Origin of the sequence: Methylobacter psychrophilus (assembly GCF_025583945.1) — a bacterium.
Taxonomy (GTDB): Bacteria; Pseudomonadota; Gammaproteobacteria; order Methylococcales; family Methylomonadaceae; genus Methylobacter_C; species Methylobacter_C psychrophilus.
This window is the reverse complement of sequence record NZ_JAOEGU010000017.1, coordinates 62,641-80,242: the sequence shown is the minus strand read 5'-3', so window position 1 is coordinate 80,242 and position 17,602 is coordinate 62,641. Positions and strand designations below refer to the sequence as shown.

Genomic DNA, 17,602 nt, shown 5'->3' with positions numbered 1-17,602 from the left:
GGGTGCGAATGCTCTGTTAGAAGCGGTATTCTACCTTCTCTGACCTTTCTCCTTTCTCCTTTCTCCTTTCTCCTCCTCCTTCCTCCGATATCTATAAATTACTCATACCAATTGGCGAAGGTATTGATCCCTATAAACATATACTTGGTTGCCGTCATTTTTTGTTGCACTATTAACTGCACTATTAGCGGCTTCGCTGAGTATTTGAGGAAATAAATTTTGCGAAACAGCAACTTGAGTGGCCACCCCTATACTAATCGTGACAAAACCTGCGGTTGAGTCAATATAAACTATCCCCAGCTTTTCAATGCTCTCACGCAGGCATTCGGCAATCTGCAAAGCAGTCTCTGCATCGGTATTCGGCAGAACAACCATAAACGTATCATTATTATATCTGGCAATAAAATCACCCGGTCGTTGGAGATTTTTGGCCAAGGTACTGGCAAGTATTTTCAAAAATATATCGCCGACACCATAGCCATATTCGTCGATATAGCCTTTGAAATAATCGATATTGATTTCCAACAATGACAACGGCGTTTTATCATGCATAGCGCGCCGCCATTCTGACACCAGGGTTTCATCAAAACGGTGATGATTGGGAATAAGCGTTAGCGCATCAATCATCGCCAGAGATTCAAGCAAGTCAGCTTGCCGCTTAAGCTGGATGTGGTTGCGGATACGCGCCTTAACAATCGGAATGGCAATGGGCTTGGTAATGTAATCAACAGCACCAAGGTTTAAACCCTGCTCCTCATTAATTTCACCACTCAAGAGCGTCAGGAACATCACGGCAATTTTGCAAGTCTGCGTATTTCCCTTCAAACGTCGGCAGACTTCAAAGCCATCCATATTTGGCATCATGATATCCAAAAGAATCAGATCCGGCTGCTCATTTTCTGCAATCTCCAGCGCATCCTTACCATTATTGGCAACTTTAATGCGATAGCCGGAGCCTAAAGCTTCCGCAAGAATTTTGATGTTGACAGGCATATCATCAACGATAAGTATCATTGGACATTGTTGGGTAATGATCATAAAGCCTCTTGAATATCCGGTAGTATTACCAATTGTTGTAACAATAAGCGTGCATCTTGGTAGTGAAGATCGTAAATTAATTTTCGTAAGCGAATAAACAGCTCAAATTTTGCCGTTGCCAAATTTTCCTTAAGGTTATTCAATAACGCTTCAGGGATAAAATCATGTTCTTTCAGTAACTTGTCAAGTTCGCTGATAGACTGTCTTACGATTTCACTATTACCGGTATTTTCCGGCGCGGCTATTGCAAACTGAGACTGCTCGGCAATCATCGACATTGTTTTGACAAAAACAGCATTAAAATCATTAACCATATTAATAGTAGGCAGCCCTGTCTTAATTTGCTCACCCAAGAGCATCGCTGCCGCCTGTAATTGCAAGGCGCCCAGATTACCAGCGACACCTTTAAGACTGTGTATATGTGCCCGGATAGATGAGATATCCTTTGCTGCTATCATGGCGGCAATTTCAGTCGGAAAGTTTTCCATGTCCTCCTTAAAATCAACTAATAATCGGACCGCCAAATCCTGATTATTACCAAGCATGACTAATAACGTTGTCTTGTCAAAATACGGCAATTCTTCAATAGACTGCTTATCGATAATAGGCGAATCAGTTTCCATGCATTCAAGCCCAATATCTTTATCAGCTGTCATCACACCATGGCATTTTATCCAGCGCACCAGTGCTGACAAGAGCAGAGTTGGATTAACGGGTTTGCTGATAACATCGTTCATACCTGCCGCCATATATTGGTTTCGTTCGACTTCAGTTACCGCAGCCGTGAGAGCAATCACCGGCAACATGGCAAAACGTGCCTGACTACGTAGTTGCTGTGTTGCTGTAATACCATCCATAATCGGCATGTCTATATCCATTAATACTGCATCAAATTTAATCATCTCCAATAATGCCAGCGCCTCTTTGCCATTATTAGCGATCTCGACGTTAATGCCCAATAAATTGAGAAATTTCTGGATAATTTTCTGATTAAAAAGATTATCTTCAGCAACCAGAATATGCAAACCAATCAACTGTTTATTAAAATCAGTCAATATAAACCAACTGCCAGTTTGGGTAAATCAAGAAACTCGTTAATTATAATCATAGTGCCAACAAATTAAGGCAGATACTATTAATCTTTTTCATATAATCCCTATATCAATTGGTATTGCTTTAAGCAATGTCAATATTGAAAAATCGATGTTGTCATTCATTGGCCTATAAAATTTATTTAATCTATTGGCAATAATAGATACTTTATTAGCGATGAAATGAAACGTAGAAAAAAGTAATTTTTTTGGAGTTCTTTAAAGTAATAATCACTAAGCGATTACGATAAAAATAAAACCCCTACAATTTACCGATAATAAATATTTAAATTAAAAAATAAAAATATTGCATATATTACCAGTCAAACAGCATTTCTACTTGCTAATTAAAAAGGTTATTTGGCTCCATATAGACTCACTACTACTGTTTCAGTATGCCTAAAGATGGCTGATGATCATACCAACTATTTGTCTTCGTTGCCTGATACAGTCAGAAAATACACATATTCTTTCTGTTGGCTTTTTCATTATCTTAAAAATCTTTTTAATATTATTTGGTAAGCCTACCCACTGTTTTGGCAAGCCTACCCACTGTTTTGGCAAGCTTACCCACTGTTTTGGCAAGCTTACCCACTGTTTTGGCAAGCTTACCCATTATTTTGGTAAACTTACCCATTGTTTTGGTAAGCTTGCCCGGTATGCTGGTAAACTTACCCACTGTTTTTTTGTAAGCCTTTAGATATACTGCCCACTCTTTATAAGTACCAACAAGAAACAAAAATAACTGGCTGTTAACTTTTACAATAATTTTAATGACAGCGAATAAAAAGAGGCGTAACTTAAATGCCAGACACAAAGCCCAGCCAGACCCGCTAACGTTATAAATAATAACAGCAACAGCCTTATAACTACCGACAACCCAGTGAAAAATGCCCGCCTTTTTTTATAAAAAACGCTTATCGCTAATTAATTCGGCCGGAGACTGCCTTTTACCATGACTACCTATAGTTTTTTCCCCACGACTGAAGCCGGGCAAATTGTCTGGCTTTCTCACTATGCGTTAAAACTCCCTATCGATGGCCCGGTCTGTGGTATTGATGCCAAGGAAATAGCCGCTACCCTGACCGATTGTCTTTATTATGTCTGGCTACTGCAACATTGGTATCCTGCCATACACCGCGATGCCAAAGAGGCAACCGCCTATAAGCTGCTGATGACAAATGGTAGTGGCAAGTCCCCTATCAACTATCCGCAACCCTCTGTTTTTCCTGATCCACCGCCTGCGCCTGCGCCCGGTATCCAAAAACGTTTGTTTAGCCAGATTGCCCGTATCAAAGCCAGCCTCAATTACCATGAAGCTATCGGCCATGATCTGGGTATTATCGCAACCGCCAATACCACTGAACATCCGGTTCCCGAGCTGGCTCTTTCGGTGGAACTGGGGCCTGCCGGTAGCCGAGTACGTATTGATTTTAAAAAATATGGCCATGATGGCATCTGGATTGAAAGCCGTATTAATGGTAACGAGTGGAGTTTTCTGGCTATTGATACCGTAAAACCCTATTTGGATGAACGTCCCTTTGAACCTGGCAATACTCATGAAACCCGTGAATATCGTCTGCGTTGGTGGGATAAAAGCGAGCCTCATGGTGAGTGGAGCGCCGTACAAAGGGCAGTTTTGGGTATTTGATAGCCAGATTATAAAAACCCCAAGGTTTGGTGATTAAGTCATCTGTTATCTAACTGATCCAACCCGGTATTTATGAAAATATTAAACTGTGTCAATCGCTTACAAGCGCTCTATATCAAATCGAAACCGGCAGAGGAAGTATTTAACACCTTGTTAACGGATATCCTTGAGTTGACTGATAGCCGGTTTGGTTTTATCCAAGAGTTAAAATATGATGAAACCGGTGGTCAATACCTGCAAGCCTTGGCAATGACCAATATTACCTGGGATGATGCCAGTCGACGTTTTTGGGAGGATAACTACGCCAGCGGCTTAAAATTTTATGCGACCGACTCGCTGTATTTTGCGACTATTATTACCAATGCGCCGGTTATTGCCAACGATCCCCCTCACCATAGCTATAGTTGCGGACGGATGCCACCCGGTCATCCTGCGCTGGATTGTTTTCTGGGTTTATGCCTTTATTGTGAAGATGAAATTATTGGCTGTCTGGGCATGGCTAATCGCCCCGGTGGCTATGATGAAGCGCTGGTTACAAGCCTCCAACCGGTATTGGCTGCCTGCGCCCAAGTAGTTGAGGGTTATCGCAGTAAAATGCGCCAGTTGGCCGCCGAAGCAAAGCTTCAGGAGAAATCTGTACTACTGGAAAATATGATTAATTCTTCGGCCGATTATATTTTAGCCAAAGATGCTAATTTAAATACCATTCTTTGCAATGAGACTTTTGCGCAAGCCATTGGTAAAAAACCGACTGACCTGTATGGTAAAACGGACCAAGAAAATGGCTTGGCCCGTTATAAGCAAAGCGATGAGCATAGTGATCTGGCCGTGCTGTCCGGTAAAATCATCCAGAACACCAATGCTATTTATCACAGCGATGGCAGCTTGCGTATTTTTGATTCCGTTAAAGTGCCATTACGCTCCACAGACGATAAAATTATTGGTTTACTTGAAGTCAACCGGGATATCACCGAAAAAAAAATGCTGGAGGAAAAACTTCAACTAGCCGCCAGTGTGTTTACCAATACCCTGGAAGGCATTATGATTCTCTCTTCTGACGGTACTATCCTGGATATTAACAAGGCCTTTAGTCGTATTACCGGCTATGAACTTGACGATATTGTGGGTAAAAACATGCTTATCTTAAACGCCGGCCTTCAGGATAATAATTTCTTTGAAACAGTGTGGCATAACCTGAATACTAAAGGCCATTGGTATGGCGAAGTGTGGAACCGGCGCAAGAACGGTGAAGTTTATGCCGTGATGCAAAGTATTAATACCGTTAGCGATGATAATCAAACATCACCCCGGAAATATGTCTCCCTGTTATCTGATATCACCATGATCAAGGAACATGAAAATGAGCTGGAGCATATCGCCCATTACGATGCACTGACCAGTCTGCCCAATCGCTTATTATTGACAGATCGTCTGTATCAAGGCATAGCGCAAAGCAAAAGACGAGGCGAGCAATTAGCGGTCATCTATATTGATCTGGATGGCTTTAAGTCAGTTAATGACAATTATGGCCATGAAGCAGGTGATCAATTACTGATATCCCTGGCGCAGCGTATGAAACAGGCGCTACGTGATGGTGATACCCTGGCCCGAATCGGCGGCGATGAATTTGTCGCCATCTTGCTTGATATCGGCACTATTGAAGCCAGCGTGCCAATACTCAGTCGCATACTGATGGCAGCCTCCCGACCGGTAAATTTTAAGCAGCATAATCTTCAAGTTTCAGCCAGTTTGGGGGTCACTTTTTATACATCGACAGAGGAGATCAATGTCGATCAACTGCTACACCAAGCGGATCTGGCGATGTATCAGGCCAAGTTGGCCGGCAAGAATAGTTACCATTTTTTTGATGTTGTTCACGATAGCCATATCCGTGGCCACCATGAAAGTATGGAGCGTATACGCCAGGCACTAACCGCTCATGAATTTGTGCTGTATTATCAGCCTAAAGTTAATATGCAGACAGCGGCAATTATCGGCGTTGAGGCCTTAATTCGCTGGCAACACCCCAGCAAAGGCCTGCTGCCGCCGAATATTTTTATGCCCATGATTGAAGATAATCCCTTGGCGATAGATCTTGGCGAGTGGGTTATCGATACGGTTCTGACCCAAATGGAACTTTGGACTGCCGCAGGATTAACTATCCCGGTGAGTATTAATATTAATGCCCGTCAGTTACAACACAGCGGATTTGTCGATAGTTTACGGACCTTGCTTGCCGCTCACCCGACGGTTAATCCTGCCTCCTTGGAGCTGGAAGTATTGGAAATCAGTGCCATGGAGGACTTGAGCAAGGTATCCAAAGTGCTTGAAATTAGCCAGGAAATGGGCTTTAAATTTTCTCTGGATAACTTTGGTACCGGTTATTCTTCATTGACTTATCTAAAGCGCCTGCCGGTGACCATGCTCAAGATAGATCAATGCTTTGTGCATGATATCATTAATGATGCCAATGACCAGGCCATTGTCAAAGGTTTGCTGGGCCTGGCACCGGCTTTTGATCTTAAGGTTATCGCCGTCGGCGTTGAAACCATTGAACACGGCACGCTGCTCAGGCAATTGGGTTGTGATCTGGCGCAAGGTTATGGTATTGCCCTCCCCATGCCGGCCAATGAGCTACCTGGCTGGTGTACGACCTGGAAACCTGATCCCGTCTGGGCTAATATGCCATCAGCTAATACGGCAAGACCTAATTAAACATAACAAGAGAAAGTCGCGTAGTATTTATGTCGGGTTACGGCTAGCGTTTAACCCGACAAAGATTATTGGTATTCAAGATTGGTATCTGTCAGGCAAAAAAAAGGACCTTACGGCCCTTTTTTTGTACTACGACTAACTTTGTATTATGATGCTGCGTCTTCTTTATCAACTTCTTTAATACTTAATCTGACTCTACCTTGGCGGTCAATTTCAAGTACTTTTACTCTGACTACATCGCCTTCATTTAAACGGTCGCTGACTTTATCAACATGCTCGTCTGAAATTTGTGAGATATGCACCAGGCCATCTTTACCAGGAAGAATGGTAACAAAAGCGCCGAAGTCCATCAGTCTGGCAACTTTACCTTCGTAAATTTTACCCACTTCAACTTCAGCAGTAATTTCTTCGATAAGACGACGGGCTTCTTCACCTGCGGCTTTATCAACAGAAGCGACTTTAACCACACCGTCATCGGTTAAATCAATACTGGCACCGGTTTGTTCGGTAATGCTACGAATGGTTGCGCCGCCTTTACCGATAACTTCACGAATTTTGCTCGGATCAATTTTAAACGTGATGATACGTGGCGCAAAATCAGACATTTCATCGCGTGTGCTGGATAATGCCTTGTTCATTTCTTCCAGAATATGCAAACGACCTTGTTTTGCCTGTTCCAGTGCCGCTTTCATGATTTCTGCGGTGATACCATCAATTTTGATATCCATTTGCAGAGCGGTAATGCCCTCTACGGAACCGGCAACTTTAAAGTCCATATCGCCAAGATGATCTTCATCACCCATGATGTCCGATAAAACCGCAAAGCTGTCGCCTTCTTTAATCAAGCCCATTGCGATACCGGCAACGGGTGATTTAATTGGCACACCGGCATCCATCAACGCCAAGCTGCTACCACAAACGGAAGCCATTGAGCTTGAACCGTTGGATTCAGTAATTTCAGAAACCACGCGAATGGTATAAGGAAATTCATCCATATTAGGTAACACGGCAGCAACGCCACGTTTTGCCAAGCGGCCATGACCAATTTCACGACGTTTTGGTGAACCGACAAAACCGGTTTCACCAACACTGTACGGAGGGAAATTGTAGTGCAACATGAACGGTTCTTTATATTCACCAGCCAGCGCATCAATGATTTGTGCATCACGAGCAGTACCCAATGTTGCTACAACCAAGGCTTGTGTTTCACCACGGGTAAACAAGGCAGAACCATGCGTTCTTGGCAAAACACCCGTTCTGATGGAAATCGGTCTGATCTTGTCTAAAGCCCGGCCATCAATACGCTTGCCGTCAATTAGAATGGCGTTGCGGACAATACGGTATTCCAGATGTTCGATGATATTACGGATATCTTTTTCGGCATAGTCAGCGTTGGCGGTCAATCTTTCAACAACAGCATTTCTAAGCGCTTTTAACTGTTCTTGTCTAACCAGTTTTTCAGGTACTTGATAAGCGGCTTTAATGCCGGCTTCAATTTCTTCGGTAACCAGTCTGACTAATTCGGCATTAGCTTCGGGAGCTACCCATTCAACGACACCCGTACCTGCAGCTAGTGCAAATTCATTAATCGCGTTAATGGCAACTTGCATTTGTTCGTGACCAAACAAAACTGCACCCAACATGATTTCTTCAGATAAACCGGTGGCTTCGGATTCAACCATTAATACTGCATGGGCAGTACCGGCGACAACCAGGGTTAATGCAGAATCTTTTAACGCGGCAGGTGATGGGTTTATTAAATAAACGCCGTCTTTATAACCTACGCAAGCAGCACCTATGGGGCCGTTAAAAGGTAAGCCTGATACTGCCAAGGCGGCAGAAGCACCCAAAAGTGCGGGAATTTCAGGATCAACATCAGGATTTAACGAGATTACTGTAGCAATAATCTGAACTTCGTTGGTATAGCCTTCAGGAAAGAGCGGACGAATAGGCCGATCAATTAACCGGGAGGTTAAGGTTTCTTTTTCGCTGGGACGTCCTTCTCTCTTAAAAAAGCCACCGGGAATTTTACCCGCTGCATAAGCTTTTTCTTGATAATTAACCGTTAACGGGAAAAAATCTCCACCATTGGCTTCTTTTTTACCAACGACAGTGACTAGCAGTGATGTACCATCGACATCGATTATGACAGCGCCGTCTGCTTGACGTGCGATTTCACCTGTTTCTAGTGTAACGAGTTTATCGCCATACTGAAATTCTTTCCTGATAGGATTCACTATAGGTTCCTTTGTGTAGATATTATTTACAGAGACCTTGCATGGCAAGGTCTCATATGTGCTGCTTCTTAACGACTTTTATTGAATATAATCGCAATCCGTTTACAGCAATTGAATCAGGCTGTTTTTACTTACGTAAACCCAAGCGCTCAATCAATGAACGATAACGGCCGCTGTCTTTATTTTTCAGATAATCCAGCAACTTACGACGCTGATTAACCATACGCAACAAACCGCGACGTGAATGGTTATCTTTTTTATGAGCGGCAAAATGCGGAGTTAAATGAAGAATGTGCGCTGTCAATAAGGCAACTTGTACTTCAGGTGATCCAGTATCAGTTTCTGATTGACGGTAGGCTTCAACAACGACTTTTTTTTGTTCTGCAGTAAATGGCATTTATAATCCCCTAAGATTAAAATTAAAAAATAAAACCGTCTGATGACGGTGTTTAGTACATTGACTTCCACGATAGGGTGTAGAAATCAATATTTATTGTAGCAACGTGATTTATCCCGTTACTATTCGTTGTTTATATTAAACAATTTTTTCGGTGTTATTTTACCATCCAATAGCATTTCTCCCAAGCCTAAAAAAACATCCCTGTGATACATTCTTAACAGCCCTTCCCCACCTTCCAAAGCAAAAGCCAGGTCTGGAGCCAAATGGATCGCTTGTCCGTATTTTATGGAAATGGCTTGTGCTTCAGATAACTGTACCCTGCGCAAGGCTTCCAAAGGTTTATCAACCGGTATAAGTGCTTGAAACAAATCCTGCTCGGTTAGCGCCCTTAATTGCTCAATGGTCATGGCATCTTTAATATGAAACTGACCTGCTTCCAGTCGACGTAGTTCAGTTACCGTACCACCGCAGCCCAGAACATGGCCGATATCTTCAGCCAGTGATCTGATATAAGTGCCTTTGGAACAGAATACTTCCAACCTTAATTGATCAGGTTTGCTGATCTCGGTATCGGAATAGGGCAATAACTTTAATTCGAAGATGGTAATACGCCGAGCTTTACGCTCAATGGTTTTACCTTCGCGTGCCAATTCATAGAGTTTTCTGCCGTTATGTTTTAACGCAGAATACATGGGAGGAACCTGATCGATTGCACCGGTAAACTGCTCTAAACAGGCTTGTATTTGTTCAATCGATAAATCGGGGACTGGTTTGGTCTCGATAACAGTGCCTTCAGCATCACCGGTATCAGTCATAACACCTAGCTGCACAAGTACTTGATAACGTTTGTTGTCATCCAGCATTAATGCCGATACTTTAGTCGCTTCACCAAAACAAAGCGGTAACAAGCCGGTCGCCAAAGGATCAAGGCTACCGGTATGTCCTGCTTTATTGGCATTAAATAAATGCCTTACTTCCTGCAGCGCTTTATTTGACGAAACGCCCAGACGCTTATCCAACAGCAAGATGCCGTGAATATTAAGTCCGGACTTACGTTTACTCATGTATCGGAAGTGTCCGATTCATGCTTATCCTGAGCAATATCGACGGAATTATCCTGAGCAGAGTCTACTGGCTTGCCCTGAGCGTCGTCGAAGGGCTTGATCACATCACTTAATAACTCGGCTACCCGCATACCGGTATCAAATGAATCATCATAATGAAAACGCAGTTCAGAAATATGCCTTAAGCGCATTCTTTTTGCCAACTGATGCCGGATAACCGGTGACATCTCATTTAACAATTTAACGTTTGCGCGTTTACCTTGCTCATCAACATTTAATACGGTGACATACACTTTAGCAACGGCCAGGTCTTTAGTTACTACCACTTCATTGATAGTAACAAAACCTAATCTCGAATCATCAATATCCCGCAGCAAGATTAAGGAAAGCTCTTTTTGCATCTGTGATGAAACACGGGCATTACGACCAAATTCTTTTGCCATAAGCTTACAGTTCCCGCTTGATTTCTATGCGTTCAAATACTTCGATCTGGTCGCCAGGTTGAACATCGTTGTAATTTTTTACGCCGATACCACATTCCATGCCCATTTTAACTTCAGCGGCATCATCTTTGAAGCGACGTAACGATTCCAACTGGCCTTCATAAATAACAACATTGTCACGCAATACACGGATAGGAAGGCTTCTTTTAACAAAACCGTCAATGACCATACAACCGGCAATCGCACCAAATTTTGGTGACCGGAATACGTCGCGAACTTCAGCAAGACCGACAATTTGCTCCTTGATTTCAGGTGCCAGCATACCGCTGATGGCTTTTTTGACTTCATCAATCGCATCATAAATGACACTGTAATAATGTAGATCAATATTTTTTTCTTCAATCAACTTTCTGGCTGTCGTATCGGCCCGAACATTAAAGCCCATCAGAATAGCACCAGAAGCCAATGCCAAGTTGGCATCACCTTCATTAATACCACCAACGCCACCAAAGACAATCTTGACTTCAACTTCTTCGTTGGATAAGGAAACAAGTGATCCGCGTAACGCTTCCAAACTACCTTGTACATCCGTTTTGATAACCAGATTTACACTGGCAATCTCGCCGGTTGCCATTCTGGAGAATACTTCGTCCAGTTTGGAAGCCCGTTGTGCAGCATGTTTAGTGAATTTTTTGCGGTCTTCACGATGTTTTGCCAAGTCTTTGGCGATACGTTCGTTTTGTACCACAAGAAACTCGTCACCGGCATTCGGTGTGCCCGACAAGCCAAGAATTTCAACCGGAGAACAAGGACCAGCTTCTTTAATAGCTTTACCATTTTCGTTAAACATGGCCCGGACACGGCCATATTCTTGACCACAAAGTACCATTTGGCCACTTTCCAAGGTACCTTTTTGAATCATTATTGTCGCAACAGCACCACGACCTTTATCCAGTCTTGATTCAATCACAAGACCTGAAGCAGGACCTACAACCGGTGCTTTCAATTCTAAAATTTCGGTTTGAACAATCAAGGCTTCAATTAACTCATCAATACCGGCACCGGTCTTGGCAGAAATTTTAAGGAACTGCACATCGCCGCCCCATTCTTCTGCAAGCACGTTAAGGACCGACAGCTCTTGCATGACTTTGTCAGGATTTGCATCAGGCTTATCGATTTTATTGATAGCCACGATAATTGGCACGTTAGCCGCTCGCGCATGCTCAACCGCTTCTTTGGTTTGTGGCATCACACCATCATCGGCAGCAACAACAATAATGACTACGTCAGTAATGTCCGCGCCTCTGGCTCTCATAGCAGTAAAGGCAGCATGTCCGGGTGTATCTAAAAAGGTTACCGAACCATGATCCGTTTTGACCTGATAAGCACCGATATGCTGGGTAATACCACCCGCTTCACCGGCAGCAACACGGGTTTTACGAATATAATCGAGCAATGATGTTTTACCATGATCGACGTGACCCATAATGGTAACGATAGGCGCACGTGGCAATTCAACGCGGGTATCTTCTACCTGCGCTTCAGCCAGCATTTCTTGCTCAAGATCGTCATCACTTTGCATAATCGCTTTATGACCCATTTCCTCAACCAAAATGACCGCTGTTTCTTGGTCAATACTTTGATTGATAGTCGCCATAATGCCCAACTTCATCAAATGTTTGATGACCATCGCCGCTTTGACACTCATTTTCTGGGCAAGATCAGACACAATAATCATTTCTGGTATGGTGACGTCTTTGACTATAGGGGCAACCGGCATCTCAAACTGATGTTTACCATCGTTTTGTACTGCAGCACGTTGTGGTTGCTTGCCTTTTTTCTTGCCTCTTTTAGCATCTTTACCGGATGGACGTGCATTGCCACCGCCTTCTTCCTGCTTTTTCCTGTGCAGTGTTTCCTGCTTGGCCGCCGCTTGCTGTCTTACTTTATCAGCATTTCTCTTTATGGATTCCTCAAGCCGACGCTCTTTTTCTTGCAGCTTTTTCTTGGCTTCATCCGCTTCACTGACCTTGATAGATTTTTCCTGCTTGATTTTCTTTTCTTCCTTTATTTTTAAAGCTTCAAATTTAGCTTCAGATTCAATTGCTTCAATGGCTTCAACAGGCTCAATTTCAACCTCTTGTACAGCGACAGCCTGAACTTCCGGTTCAATTTTAACGGGCTCTATGACAACCGTTTCTTCCTTGGGAGCAATTTCGACTGCAACGACAGGCGCTTCAACAATAGGCAATTTTTCAGTGGGCGCTAAAACAACCTCTGATATTTTTACCGGTTCAACCAAAACAGGTTTTACCAGCTCTTCTTTGCTGCTTAAATCAGCATCGCCTACTTCACTACGTTTAATATAAGTTTTCTTTTTACGAACTTCAACGCTAATGGTTTTGGTAGAACTACCAGGTACACTAGCTTGCTTGATTTCGGTTACTTTTCTACGCTCCAGAGTGACACGCTTGGGAGAATTACTGACTTCACCCTCAGCCTTGCCATGTCGCTTACGCAAATGCGCAAGCAACTGCATTTTTTCATCTTCATTAATAACATCATCAGGAGCTCTGGCAGATAAACCGGCTTCTTTTAGTTGCTCTAATAATCGTTCCAGAGGTATTTTTACTATCTCTGCTAATTGCTGTACTGTTTTATCGCTCATCTTTAACCCCTTACTTACTCGCTCTGTGCCTTAAGCAAACCAAGGCTCACGCGCCTTCATAATTAATTTTGCTGCCCGCTCTTCGTTCATGCCTGAAAAATTCAGCAAATCATCAACTGCTTGTTCTGCTAAATCATCCATTGTAATAATACCCTGACTTGCCAAGTCATGAGCCAGATCAGCATCCATACCGTCCATTTCCAGCAAGTCTTCTGCCGGCTTTGCTGTTTCTATTTTTTCTTCCAAAGCAATGGCACTAATCAATAAGGCATCTTTTGCCCGACTTCTTAATTCATTGACCAGGTCTTCATCAAAGCCTTCAATTTCAAGCATTTCACTGACAGGGACATAGGCAATTTCTTCGACACTAATAAAACCCTCTTCCGCCAAAATCAAGGCAATATCTTCATCGACATCTAATTGATCAATGAACAACTGCTTTATCTTGCCAACTTCCGCTTCAGCATTTTGCTCTGCTTTGGATGCATCAATAACATTTAATTCCCAGCCGGTTAATTGGCTTGCCAGACGGACATTTTGACCGCCTCGACCAATAGCCTGCGACAGGTTATCTGAGCTGACGGCAAGATCCATACTGTGTTTGTCTTCGTCCACAACGATGGACTGAATTTCAGCCGGTGACATGGCATTAATAACAAACTGGGCTTCGCTGGGATTCCAAAGAATAATATCGACACGTTCGCCAGCTAATTCATTAGTAACTGATTGCACTCTTGAGCCACGCATGCCTACACAAGCACCCACTGGATCCAGACGGGGATCATTACTTTTTACTGCCAGCTTGGCCCTGGAACCTGGATCACGTGCCGCACCGATTACCGATATTAAACCTTCACCGACTTCGGGCACTTCCAGACGAAATAAAGCAATTAATAATTCAGGTGCCGTACGGCTGACAAATAATTGTGGTCCACGAGGCTCTGACCGGACATCTTTTAAATAGCCCCGAATTCTGTCACCAATACGAATAGCTTCGCGCGGAATCATATCTTCTTTGGCGATATAGGCTTCTACATGACCACCCAAGTCCAGATAAACACTGCCTTTTTCAATACGCTTGACAATACCGGTAATCAGCTCACCGACACGGCTATTATACGCTTCAACAATTTTTCTGCGTTCAGCTTCCCGAACTTTGTGGATAATAACCTGCTTGGCAGTTTGCGCAGCAATACGTCCGAAATCAACAGATTCAATTTCTTCTTCTACGACATCACCAATTTGGACTTCCGGATTATCCAGTTGGGCAACCTCTAATAACACCTGCGTGGTTGGAAATTCGACATCACCAGCACAAGATGGATTAGTATCAACAACATCCCATTGTCGATAAGTGAGATAGCCTCCGGTTTTTCTGTCAATGGCAACACGCGCTTTGATTGGATTCGCGTGACGCTTTACCGTAGCCGCTTCCAGCGCCGACTCTATTGCCTGAAAAACGATTTCCTTTTCAATTTCTCTTTCATTAGAAAAAACCTCAACTACTAACAAGATTTCTTTATTTGCCACTGCGGCCTCCTTTTTCAATTAAATATTCAGGTACCAAACGCGCTTTACTCATCGCGTCAAAAGGCACCTCATAAATCTGCTCGCCTTCCTGGAGCGTAATAATATTATCTTCAACTTTTTTTATTAGAGCGGTAATTTTTCTTCGACCACCTATCGCTTTAAATAGATTAACCAATACTACGCTGCCGATAAACTGTTCAAACTGACTTATCTTAAAGAACGGTCTGTCTCCACCAGGAGAAGATACTTCTAACTGATAGTTGCCTTGTATGGGATCTTCCACATCCAAAACACCACTGATTTGGTGGCTGACTTTAGTGCAATCCTCAACCAAAATTCCATTTTCACTATCAATATAAATTCTTAACAAACCATGTTGTGGATGCGGGTTATAGTCAATACCTACACACTCATAACCTAAGCCTTCAACAATTGGCTCGATTAAGTTGACCAAATGCTCAGGAGCCTGTTTCATGGTTTTCTCACTTATTTTCGAACAAAAAAAAAGAGCCAAAGGCTCTTCCATAAACAATCTAATTTTAAGCTTCCCAAAACCGAAGCCCAGAAAATAAAAAACCCCAAAATGGGGTTCTAAAATATGGTAGCGGGGGCAGGATTTGAACCTACGACCTTCGGGTTATGAGCCCGACGAGCTACCAAGCTGCTCCACCCCGCGATTGATTTAGCTATTATAAGGACTTATCAGGATTTAGCAAGTATTAAATAAATTTATTTTTTATAATAACTATATTCAACTTTAAAACCCCTAAAAACGAAGCCCACATCAACTATTAATAACAGCAAGCAAACATACTACACTATTCCATGAACAAGATTCAAGCAATGACGGCAAAAAAGCAAGAATGGCTTGCAAATGCTTATCACGTCTTTATTAAGGCCGTTGCCAAGTCAAATCTGGGATTCACCATCAACATTAAAAAACCTTTCTTAAAATAATAATCATTGATCACGAAAAGAGATCCGGATTTTTACGAGCAACACGACATGACGATATAAACGCTATGGATAATACCAGCCATCAACATCAAGAAATGATTGTTTGGTATTTTAAAGGGCTTATATAGATTTTCAGATAAATAATTTCGATACTAACAGATACCATTCCTTTAAGGGACTAAGGGTTATTATATGCATGAACAACCCACACAGACGTGAATAGAAATTTAATTTCTGAAAGACTATAGCTATAACATTGCGGTAATAAAGCATTCTTTACAGAAAGGGTTTTAGCTGTGATCACCGAAGCTAAAACCCTTTTACAGAAAATAATCAATCATCACAAAAACAAAAACAGGCGCGCAAATAGTATTTGTTGTTATGTCAAAGAGATGGTTTCTGCACGATTAACTATCTCAAGAGAAACCTTTCCTTCTTGAGCCAGCCAACCGATACCGCGCTGAATGTTTTTTTCATCTATTTTGGTTTCCCTGGTTAACTTGGCTATAGTGGTAGCGCCATTTTTATCCAGATACTTCCAGATTTCACCTGCTGTATTACCTACTATTTCTGACATATTACTATCACCTTAGAGTCATTAATTAAGTCACAATTGATATTACCCTAAATAAAATCAGGAATAAATAGTTTATTTTATCTCCCACAGGATATTGAGCAGCAGCTCTATCAGAGCTCTACTCTCTACAAAGTTACCCCACCAAAATTAGTATAGCTATTCAGACCGACTTTGTCTTTGCAGATACTTATAAATTAGCTGTAGTGGAATCTAAATCAGATCAATTTCACAAACAACGTAAGCAAAAGGTTCGCATTATTTAATCCTGCGCTTAATAAATAGTATGTTATTTGTGAAATTGGCCAGGCAAGGCACTTTCTATTCACTGAAAACCCTCCCGCGCGTGAGTCCGAAAAAATCAATTACTTTATTAATATATGAAACTTTTTCGTGCCTTTCGTACTTTTCGTGGATAAACTAAACTGCCATCTTCAGAAGCAATCTTGCTACACTATAAAATCCTGTCCAGATGAACCAACAAGAAGGTGTCATAAAATATCAATTGCAGCATATGCAAAAGCCTATCAAGGAAACTTTTTCATTTAATGAAATTAATGCCTGGCGCACTATTATTTTTCGTCTTGGTCTTATCGGACAGGATCCTGAGCGCTACGACAATCTTGGATTTGGCAATATCAGCCACCGACTTCATCCTCAAAGTAGTCAGTTTATTATTAGTGGTACACAAACAGGACATATTGAACAGTTAAATCCGGAGCATTATTGCCTGGTTATCAAAGCCGATCCGCGAAAAAACCGGATTGCATCATGCGGACTGAACAAACCTTCATCTGAAGCACTGACTCATGCAAGCATTTATGCTCAAGACAGCACCATACAGGCGGTTATTCATGTGCATAGCCCTGAAATATGGCACTATACCGCCGCGCTTAAGCTATCCCATATCTCCGCAAATATTCCTTACGGCACGGTTGCAATGGCTATAGCCGTTGAGCAGTTATTTCAAACTGATCATTTACAACAAACGTCACTATTTACCATGCTGGGACATAAAGATGGTGTTGTTGCTTTTGGCAAAAATATGCAAGAAGCAGCATGGATTTTAATAAAGTATTTATCACTGGCCATCAGTACGGCACAGCAATAGCTTATCCAAACAGACTTACCATAAGCGGATTATTGGTAAAAAATCATCTCCACGAAGGCACCAAAATATATGTAATAAAAAAACATCGCACCCTTCATGTCTTTATGGTGAATAAAAAATACC

14 protein-coding genes and 1 tRNA gene are annotated in these 17,602 nt (G+C 42.3%); 3 read left to right on the top strand and 12 right to left on the bottom strand.

The genetic code is table 11. The features are described from left to right. Positions 1-102: 102 nt before the first annotated feature. The 3 genes from N7974_RS10330 to N7974_RS10320 form a co-directional block, all read right to left on the bottom strand. Positions 103-1,038 (bottom strand): GGDEF domain-containing response regulator, encoded by a 936-nt coding sequence (locus N7974_RS10330; RefSeq protein WP_262965534.1) that lies wholly within the window; start codon positions 1,036-1,038, stop codon positions 103-105. Then, positions 1,035-2,093: a response regulator gene (locus N7974_RS10325; protein WP_262965533.1), complete on the bottom strand. Its 1,059-nt coding sequence runs from the start codon at positions 2,091-2,093 to the stop codon at positions 1,035-1,037. Before N7974_RS10325 ends, N7974_RS10330 begins: the two co-directional genes overlap by 4 nt. 547 nt (positions 2,094-2,640) lie before the next feature. Next, a complete protein-coding gene (locus N7974_RS10320) occupies positions 2,641-2,946 on the bottom strand; it encodes a hypothetical protein (protein ID WP_262965532.1) in 306 nt (101 codons plus the stop codon). A 138-nt stretch (positions 2,947-3,084) separates the two neighbouring features. Between N7974_RS10320 and N7974_RS10315 the strand changes: the two genes are divergently transcribed. Next, a complete protein-coding gene (locus N7974_RS10315; RefSeq protein ID WP_262965531.1) occupies positions 3,085-3,780 on the top strand; it encodes a hypothetical protein in 696 nt (231 codons plus the stop codon). Between the two features lie 72 nt (positions 3,781-3,852). Then, on the top strand, positions 3,853-6,495 hold the full coding sequence (locus N7974_RS10310; protein WP_262965530.1) for an EAL domain-containing protein: 2,643 nt from the start codon (positions 3,853-3,855) through the stop codon (positions 6,493-6,495). 146 nt (positions 6,496-6,641) lie between these two features. On the opposite strand, the gene pnp is transcribed toward N7974_RS10310, so the two are convergent. The 9 genes from pnp to N7974_RS10265 all read right to left on the bottom strand — a co-directional run bounded on the left by pnp (position 6,642) and on the right by N7974_RS10265 (position 16,371). Further along, a complete protein-coding gene (gene pnp, locus N7974_RS10305; RefSeq protein ID WP_262965529.1) occupies positions 6,642-8,732 on the bottom strand; it encodes a polyribonucleotide nucleotidyltransferase in 2,091 nt (696 codons plus the stop codon). Positions 8,733-8,859: 127 nt separating this feature from the next. Then, positions 8,860-9,129, bottom strand: coding sequence for a 30S ribosomal protein S15 (rpsO, locus tag N7974_RS10300; protein ID WP_243218287.1), 270 nt, complete (start codon positions 9,127-9,129; stop codon positions 8,860-8,862). A gap of 122 nt (positions 9,130-9,251) precedes the next feature. Further along, entirely contained in the window at positions 9,252-10,196 is a 945-nt protein-coding gene (gene truB, locus N7974_RS10295; protein WP_262965528.1) for a tRNA pseudouridine(55) synthase TruB, read from the bottom strand. Continuing rightward, positions 10,193-10,639, bottom strand: a complete 447-nt coding sequence (gene rbfA / locus N7974_RS10290; RefSeq protein ID WP_262965527.1) for a 30S ribosome-binding factor RbfA — start codon at positions 10,637-10,639, stop codon at positions 10,193-10,195. The genes truB and rbfA overlap by 4 nt, the downstream gene beginning before the upstream one ends. A gap of 4 nt (positions 10,640-10,643) precedes the next feature. Continuing rightward, on the bottom strand, positions 10,644-13,307 hold the full coding sequence (infB, locus tag N7974_RS10285) for a translation initiation factor IF-2 (protein ID WP_262965526.1): 2,664 nt from the start codon (positions 13,305-13,307) through the stop codon (positions 10,644-10,646). Between the two features lie 30 nt (positions 13,308-13,337). Next, positions 13,338-14,837 carry a transcription termination factor NusA gene (gene nusA, locus N7974_RS10280; RefSeq protein ID WP_262965525.1) on the bottom strand — a complete coding sequence of 500 codons (1,500 nt, stop codon included), beginning with the start codon at positions 14,835-14,837 and terminating at the stop codon, positions 13,338-13,340. Then, positions 14,827-15,312, bottom strand: coding sequence for a ribosome maturation factor RimP (rimP, locus tag N7974_RS10275; protein ID WP_262965537.1), 486 nt, complete (start codon positions 15,310-15,312; stop codon positions 14,827-14,829). The genes nusA and rimP overlap by 11 nt, the downstream gene beginning before the upstream one ends. 124 nt (positions 15,313-15,436) lie before the next feature. Further along, positions 15,437-15,513, bottom strand: a tRNA-Met gene (locus tag N7974_RS10270). A 660-nt stretch (positions 15,514-16,173) separates the two neighbouring features. Further along, entirely contained in the window at positions 16,174-16,371 is a 198-nt protein-coding gene (locus N7974_RS10265) for a winged helix-turn-helix domain-containing protein (RefSeq protein ID WP_262965524.1), read from the bottom strand. A 469-nt stretch (positions 16,372-16,840) separates the two neighbouring features. Between N7974_RS10265 and N7974_RS10260 the strand changes: the two genes are divergently transcribed. After that, a complete protein-coding gene (locus N7974_RS10260; protein WP_262965523.1) occupies positions 16,841-17,479 on the top strand; it encodes a class II aldolase/adducin family protein in 639 nt (212 codons plus the stop codon). Positions 17,480-17,602: the final 123 nt, after the last annotated feature.